Origin of the sequence: Streptomyces sp. NPDC014656 (assembly GCF_043084305.1) — a bacterium.
Lineage (GTDB): Bacteria > Actinomycetota > Actinomycetes > Streptomycetales > Streptomycetaceae > Streptomyces.
The window spans coordinates 23,717-31,206 of the sequence record NZ_JBIBZN010000031.1; the positions used below are offsets into that span (position 1 = coordinate 23,717).

Sequence of the window (7,490 nt, forward strand, 5' to 3'; positions counted from 1 at the left end):
AGTGGCGCCCACAGGGGGAGGCGCCCCGCGTGGCACCGACGGAGGACAGGAACCGTGGACGCGCACAGCCGTGGACGGGCGGACGAGATCGACCCCGCCGACCAGTGGGTGCTCAACCCGCAGACCGGCAACTACGAACTGCGACTGGACCACTCCGCTGGGCAGTCGCCGGCCGGGGGGCCCCGCTCCGGTAGCACCGGTTCCGGTACCACCGGTCCCAGTACCCGCTCCTCGGCCCGGCCAACCGCCCCGGCCGAGAATCCCGTTCCCGGCCAGCGGCGCCGCCGCCCGGCCGGCCAGGACGGCACGGCGGGCCCGGCCCGTGGCGGACGGGTGCCGCCGCAGAGCCGCCGCAAGCGCAAGCAGGGCGCCAGCCGCAAGAAGAAGGTCCTGCTGTGGACCGGCGGCACGATGGCCTTCGTCCTCGTGGGCGGGGCCGTCGGCGTGTACGCCCTCTACAACAAGCTCAACAACAACATCGAGGTCGTCGAGGTCGTCGGCAAGAACAAGAGCGCCGGCTTCCGCAAGGGCGAGGCCTTCAACATCGTCATCATCGGCACCGACAAGCGGACCGGCGCGGGCAACGCGGGCTACGGCGACAAGAACAGCCCCGGCCACGCCGACACCACGATCCTCTTCCACGTCTCCAAGGACCGGACGAACGCCACCGCGGTGTCCATCCCGCGCGACCTGAAGACGAACATCCCCGAGTGCCAGACCAAGGTCGGCAAGGAGATCAAGACGATCCCCGCCGAGTCCGACGTCCGCTTCAACGTGAGCCTCGGCCAGAACGGCCGCGACCCCGGCTGCGTCATGCGCACCGTGGAGGAGCTGATGGGCGTCGAGGTCGACCACTTCATGATGGCCGACTTCAACGCCGTCAAGGAGATGACGACGGCCATCGGCGGCGTGAAGGTCTGCGTCGAGAAGGCCGTCGACGACCCGAAGTCGCACCTGAAGCTGCCGGCCGGCGAGTCGACCGTCCAGGGCGAGCAGGCCCTCGCCTTCGTCCGCACCCGGCACAGCTTCGGCAACGAGAGCGACCTCGACCGCATCAAGGTCCAGCAGCAGTTCCTCGGCTCGATGATCCGTCAGATGAAGTCCGACGACACGCTGACCGACCCGACCAAGCTGTACGACCTGGCGAACGCGGCCACCAACGCGCTCACCGTCGACGCGGGAATAGGGTCGCTCACCAAGCTCCAGGACCTGGCCGGCGAGCTGTCCTCGGTCGACACCAAGAACATCGCGTTCGCGACGCTGCCGGTCGTCGACAACCCCGCCGAGAAGATCAAGGCGACGGTCGTCCCGCACCCGACCAAGGCGCCGCAGCTCTTCGCGATGCTCCAGAGCGACACCTCGCTCACCGAGGTGAAGAAGAAGGAGCAGGCCGCCAAGAGCGCCAAGGCGAAGGCCCAGGCGGCGCTCCTGGAGGGCGAGCGGGCCCCGGCCGCCGAGGTCCGCGTCGACGTCTACAACGGCAGCGGCATCCAGGGCGCGGCCCAGTCGACCATCAACTGGCTCCAGAACGAACAGGGCGTCCTTCGCTCGTCCAACAAGAGCAACGCCCCCGAGAAGGCGGCGAAGACGACCCTGGAGTACGCGCCCAACCAGGCCGATCAGGCCCGCGCCCTCGCGGACATGATGGGCCTGCCGGCGACGGCTCTGAAGAAGGGAACGGCCGACGCCGCGGAACGCGAGCCCATGACGCTCGTCCTCGGCGCCGACTTCAAGGGCGCGGGGGTGCCCGTCACCGGACCGGCAAAGGCGCCGAAGGATCTGGGAGAAGTAGCAGCGGACAAGCAGGTGTGCGCGAAGTGACCCGGAAACACCGGAGTCCGGCGCACGCCTGACCGAAGAGGGGACCTGGGGTGGGACAGAACAGCGTGCGACGGGAGGGGACGCAGCCAAGCGTTCCGCACGCCCGAGAACGGGGCTGGGACGACGAGCTGCACGGCGCCGGTGATGCCACCGGCGCCGGCGGCGGACCGGCCGCGTCCGTACCGGCGCCGGGCGGCCGCGCCGCACGCCGGCGCGGGGCGGGCGGCTCCGGCGACGGCGACGGCGACGCGACGGGCGCCGCGACGGCCGCGTCCGGCGCCGGCGGCCGCGCGGCCGCGCGCAAGCAGGCCAAGAAGGCCGGCAAGCGGAAGGTGCTGCGCTGGTCGGCGATCGCGGTGTCGGTGGTGGTGCTCGGGACGGCCGGCGCCGGTTACGCGTACTACCAGCACCTGAACAACAACATCCAGAGCGGTGGCCGGGCGGGCGGTGACAGCGGCGTGAAGAAGGCGCCGCCGAACGCGCTGGGCGATACCCCGCTGAACATCCTGCTGATCGGCTCGGACAGCCGGGCCTCGGCCGCGAACATCGCCCTGGGCGGCGGCAAGGACCTGAAGGACGACAAGCCCCGGGCCGACGTGCAGATGCTGCTGCACGTCTCCGCCGACCGGAAGAACGCCTCGCTGATATCGATCCCGCGCGACACCGTGGTCCCGATACCGGAGTGCCGGAGCGAGGACGGCAAGGAGACCTTCCCCGCCACCACGAACCAGCCCATCAACACCACGCTGTCGCGCGGTGGTCCGGGCTGCACCCTCACCACCTGGGAGACCCTGACCGGCGCCTACATCGACCACTGGATGATGGTCGACTTCGCGGGCGTGGTGGCGATGGCCGACGAGGTCGGCGGCGTCCCGGTCTGCGTGAAGACCGGCGTCTGGGACAAGTCGAACGCGATCGTGAAGGGCGGCTCCGGACTCAAGCTGCCCAAGGGCACCACCGAGGTCCAGGGCGAGCAGGCCCTCCAGTGGCTGCGCACCCGCCACGCCTTCGGCAGCGACCAGAACCGCGCCAAGGCCCAGCACATGTACCTCAACGGCATGCTGAAGAAGCTCCAGCAGCAGAACGCCTGGACCGACACCGGCCGGCTGATGGGCCTGGCGGAGACCGGCACCGAGGTGATCAGCGTCTCCGACGAGATCAGCACCGTCGCCAAGCTCTTCGACCTCGGCATGCAGCTGAAGAACGTCAAGGTGGACCGGCTGTCGACGATCACCATCCCGACGAAGGAGTACCCGCCGCGGCCGAAGGAGTGGCTGGAGCCCCTGGCGTCGAGCGAGAGGATCTGGAGCATGCTCCGGGACGACGTCGCCATGGACAAGAACGGCGACAAGGCCCCCGCCAAGGGCAAGCCGGCGTCCCCGAAGCCGAAGAAGACGGCCGCCGCCCCCGCCTCGCTCTCCGTCACGGTCGTCAACGGCACCGACGGCAACGGCGAACCGGCCGTCGAGGGCCGGGCCAAGACCATCGCCACCGCCCTCCAGGAGAAGGGCTTCACGCAGGCCGACTCCGCCCAGGAGGGCAAGCCCGGCAAGGGCACGGTCATCGTCTATCCGAAGGCCTCGGGCGACCAGGGCCGGGCCGACGCCGAGTCCGTGGCGACGGCGCTCGGGCTGCCGCTCTCCACCGTCCGCGCGGGCGCCGCCGAGGGCATCGTGCTGACCGTGGGCGCGGACTGGCGCGAGGGCACCACGTACGAGAAGAGCCAGGACAAGGCCGGCGACCTGCCGGAGGGCGCCAGCGACAAGGCGGAGTGCATGGACGTCTACTCGGTCTACAAGTGGGACGGGAAGAGCTGACCCGCTCCCCCGCGTCGACGGCGACGGCCGGACCCCTCCCGGGAGGGGTCCGGCCGTCGCCGTTCGCGGTGCGCGAGGGGCGGGGCGGGGCGTTCATCGACGCGGCGCGTTAACGCGAATGGGGGACAACGGCGCGCGCCGTCCGGGCCGGTGACCCTACCGGCTCATCGTATGGGCCTACGGTGCTCACGGTCCCCTGTCACACCCGCGGAGGTGTCCGTCCGTGCCCACACCGCCCCGCACGCCCCGTCCGCCCCGCACTCCGGGTGCCCCGGGCCGCCCGCCCGTCCCCCGGCGGGGCGGCCCCGCCCCGGTGCGGCGGCCCCGGCGGCCCCGGTGGGGGATGCGGATGGCGACCGCGCTGTCCGTGGTGGTGCTGGCGGCCGGCGGGATCGGGCACGCGGTGGTCACCGGCCTGGACACCGGGATCACGCGGGTGGACCCCTTCAAGGACATGAAGAACCGGCCGCAGGCGGGCACCGGCATGAACGTGCTCGTCGTCGGCACCGACGGGCGCGACCGGATCACGGCCGAGGAGAAGGAGAAGTACCGGCTGGGCGGGGCGCCCTGCCACTGCACGGACACCGTGCTGCTGGTGCACATCTCGGAGGACCGGGAACGGGCGAGCGTCGTCTCGCTGCCCCGGGACTCGTACGCCGAACTGCCCGAGCACACCGACCAGAACAGCGGCGAGAAGCACCGGGCGCATCCGGTGAAACTGAACGCCGCCTACGCCGAGGGCGGGCCCGCGCTGACCGTGCGGACGGTGGAGGCGATGACCCGGGTCAAGATCGACCACTACCTGGAGGTCGACTTCACCAGCTTCATGCGGACGGTGGACGCGGTCGGCGGGGTGCAGATCTGCACGGCGAAGCCGGTGAAGGACTCCTACACGGGGCTCGCGCTGGCGGCCGGCACCCATGAGCTGGACGGCGGGCAGGCGCTCCAGTACGTGCGCTCCCGGCACATCGACGGGGCCGCGGACATCGGGCGGATGCAGCGGCAGCAGAAGTTCCTGGCGGCGCTGGTGGACCGGCTGACCAGTGGCGGCGTGCTGTTCAACCCGGTGCGGTTCCGGGAGGTGGCGACGACCCTGCTCGGGTCGGTGCGGGCCGACGAGGGGTTCGGCACCGACCAGCTGCTGTCGCTGGCCAGGGCGATGCGGGGCTTCACCCCGGCGTCGTCGGAGTTCGTGTCCGTCCCGATCGACGACATGGACTTCCCCGTGAAGGGGATCGGGTCGACGGTGAAGTGGGACGCGGAGAAGGCGCAGAAGCTGTTCGCCGCGCTGCGGGAGGACCGGCCGCTGGCCTCGCGGCCGGAGCCGGCCGCCGAGCGGAGGAAGAAGGACGTCGTCGTGGAGGTGGCGCCGAGGACGATCCGGGTGCAGGTCTACAACGGGACGCGGATCGACGGGCTGGGGCGCAAGGTCGACGACGCGCTGCGCGGGACGGGCTTCGACACGACGCGGACGCCGGTGACCGGGGCGGGGGGCGAGCGGGAGCGGACGGTCGTGGAGTACGACCCCGGGTGGGACCGGTCCGCGAAGTCCCTGGCCGCCGCCCTGCCGGGGGCCGAGCTGAAGGCGGTGCCGGGGCGGGGCGGGACGCTGCGGGTGACGGTGGGGACCGACTACCGGGGCGTCACGGCGGTGCGGGCGGAGACGGCGGCGGCGCGCGGACCCTTCGAGGCGGTGACCGGGGACCAGGTGGTGTGCCCGTAGCGCGGGGCGCCCGCCGCCGCCCGCGCCCGCGTCGCGGTCAGTCGGTGTAGCCCTCGGCGGCCCTGCGCTCGCGCAGCTCCTTGATGGCCTGGCGGCGGGCCAGCCGGTGGGTGCGGCGGATCTGGGCCTCCTGGTAGCGGCGCTTGTCCCGCTCGGTCTCCGGGAGGACCGGCGGGACCGTACGGGGCTTGCCGTCGGCGTCCACGGCGGCGAAGACGAGGTACGCGGAGCCGACCTGGGTGGCGGGGGTGGTGTCGTTCCAGCGCTCGGCCATGACGCGCACGCCGACCTCCATGGAGGAGCGGCCGGTCCAGTTCACCTGGGCCTTCACGTGGAGGAGGTCGCCGACGCGGACGGGCTCCAGGAAGACCATCTCGTCCATGGAGGCGGTGACGGCCGGGCCGCCGGAGTGGCGGCCGGCGACGGCGCCCGCCGCGTCGTCCACCAGCTTCATGATCACGCCGCCGTGCACGGTGCCGAGGAGGTTGGTGTCGTGGCTGGTCATGATGTGGCTGAGGGTGGTGCGGGAGGCCGAGGTGGGCTTGCCCGGGATGTGGCCCTGATCTGTCATGTCCTCCACCTTATGCCGGGTTTCGGCGTGGTCCGTTTTGCATCAGCTTCGCAACAGCACCGGTCCTATTTTCCACCCGCCCTGTCGCCCGGAAAGCGGAGACCGGCACACTGGTCCGCATGAATGAGTGGCCTGAGCAGCCCGAGGGCGCCCGCCCGATGCGGCACGTGCAGAGACGACCCCAGGGACAGCGGTCTCCGCAGTACCGGCAGGGGTACGAGCAGGGGCAGGCGTACGACCAGGGTCAGGGTCAGGGATACGACCAGGGCCAGGGCCAGGGGTACGACCAGGGCCAGGGGTACAACCCGAACTTCACTCAGGCCCGGGCCACGGGGTACGACTCCGGGTACAGCAGCGGGCAGGTCTACGGCGGCCCCCAGGGCGGCGGCCACGGTTCCGGGGGTCCGGGGGGACCCTCCGGCCCGGGCGCCCGCCCCACCGGTCCCGCGCCGGACTGGCGCAAGCGGATCAAGATCGGCTCGATCGTGCTGGTCGTCGGCGTCCTCGCGTGGGGCGTCGGCACGTACGCGTGGGCCAGCTCACAGATGCGCAACGAGGTCGACCTCTCCAAGGTGATCGAGCGGCCGGCCGAGGGCGACTGCACGACGTACCTGATCGTCGGTTCCGACAGCCGCGAGGGCATGACGGCCGAGGACAAGAAGAAGCTGCACACCGGTTCCGCGGAGGGCAAGCGGACCGACTCGATGATGATCCTCGCGGCCTGCTCCAGCGGGAACACGATGGTCTCGCTGCCCCGCGACTCCTGGGTGACGATCCCGAGCTTCGTCGGCTCCGAGTCCGGCAAGCAGTACCCGGCCCGCGGCGGCTCCAAGCTGAACGCGGCCTACGCGATGGACGGCCCCGAACTCCTGGTCCGTACGGTCGAGTTCAACACCGGGCTGCGGATCGACCACTACGCGGAGATCGGCTTCGCCGGCTTCGCGAACATCGTGGACGCGCTCGGCGGCGTCGAGCTGAACATCGAGAAGGGCTTCAAGGACAAGAAGTCGGGCGCCGACTTCCAGGCCGGCGAGCAGACCCTCAACGGCGAGCAGGCCCTCGCCTTCGTCCGCACCCGGTACGCCTTCGCCGAGTCGGACCTCGCGCGGACCAAGAACCAGCAGAAGTTCCTGTCCGCGCTCGCGAACCAGGCCGCGACCCCGGGCACGATCCTCAACCCCTTCGCGCTGTACCCGACCCTCGGCGCCGGACTCGACACGCTGGTCGTCGACAAGGACATGTCGCTGTGGGACCTGGGCCAGATGTTCTTCGCCATGAAGGGCATCAGCGGCGGCGACGGCAGGTCCATGAACATGCCGATCGCGGGCAGCGCCCCGCAGGGCTCCCTGAAGTGGGACATGCCCAAGGTGAAGCAGCTCGTGGAGCAGATCAAGAACGACGAGAAGGTCACCGTCGAGTCGAACCGGTGACCTTCCCCGACCTGCCTCCCGTAGGGGATCCCTACGGGAGGTTGCGGGCCATGACGATGCGCTGGACCTGGTTGGTGCCTTCGTAGATCTGGGTGATCTTGGCGTCGCGCATCATGCGCTCGACGGGG

6 protein-coding genes are annotated in these 7,490 nt (G+C 71.1%); 4 read left to right on the forward strand and 2 right to left on the reverse strand.

Annotated features, from left to right (window positions below):
* The first annotated feature begins 54 nt into the window (after positions 1-54).
* The 3 genes from ACF1ED_RS36775 (at position 55) to ACF1ED_RS36785 (ending at position 5,361) form a co-directional block, all read left to right on the forward strand.
* Positions 55-1,821, forward strand: a complete 1,767-nt coding sequence (locus tag ACF1ED_RS36775; protein ID WP_391767718.1) for an LCP family protein — start codon at positions 55-57, stop codon at positions 1,819-1,821.
* Between the two features lie 50 nt (positions 1,822-1,871).
* Positions 1,872-3,638, forward strand: a complete 1,767-nt coding sequence (locus tag ACF1ED_RS36780; protein ID WP_391767719.1) for an LCP family protein — start codon at positions 1,872-1,874, stop codon at positions 3,636-3,638.
* Between the two features lie 343 nt (positions 3,639-3,981).
* Positions 3,982-5,361, forward strand: coding sequence for an LCP family protein (locus ACF1ED_RS36785; protein ID WP_391767720.1), 1,380 nt, complete (start codon positions 3,982-3,984; stop codon positions 5,359-5,361).
* 37 nt (positions 5,362-5,398) lie between these two features.
* Here the strand turns inward: ACF1ED_RS36785 and ACF1ED_RS36790 are convergent, their stop codons facing one another.
* A complete protein-coding gene (locus ACF1ED_RS36790; protein ID WP_391767721.1) occupies positions 5,399-5,932 on the reverse strand; it encodes an acyl-CoA thioesterase in 534 nt (177 codons plus the stop codon).
* A 119-nt stretch (positions 5,933-6,051) separates the two neighbouring features.
* On the opposite strand from ACF1ED_RS36790, the gene ACF1ED_RS36795 reads away from it, so the two are divergent.
* Entirely contained in the window at positions 6,052-7,362 is a 1,311-nt protein-coding gene (locus ACF1ED_RS36795) for an LCP family protein (protein ID WP_391767722.1), read from the forward strand.
* Positions 7,363-7,393: 31 nt separating this feature from the next.
* Here the strand turns inward: ACF1ED_RS36795 and ACF1ED_RS36800 are convergent.
* Positions 7,394-7,490 (reverse strand): acyl-CoA dehydrogenase family protein (locus ACF1ED_RS36800; protein WP_157849844.1); only part of this gene is annotated, 97 nt, incomplete at its 5' end.

Coding starts and splice junctions, on each gene's coding strand:
- ACF1ED_RS36785 (WP_391767720.1), top strand. CDS start 3,982: ATGCGGATGGCGACCGCGCTGTCCGTGGTGGTGCTGGCGGCCGGCGGG.
- ACF1ED_RS36790 (WP_391767721.1), bottom strand. CDS start 5,932: ATGACAGATCAGGGCCACATCCCGGGCAAGCCCACCTCGGCCTCCCGC.
- ACF1ED_RS36795 (WP_391767722.1), top strand. CDS start 6,052: ATGAATGAGTGGCCTGAGCAGCCCGAGGGCGCCCGCCCGATGCGGCAC.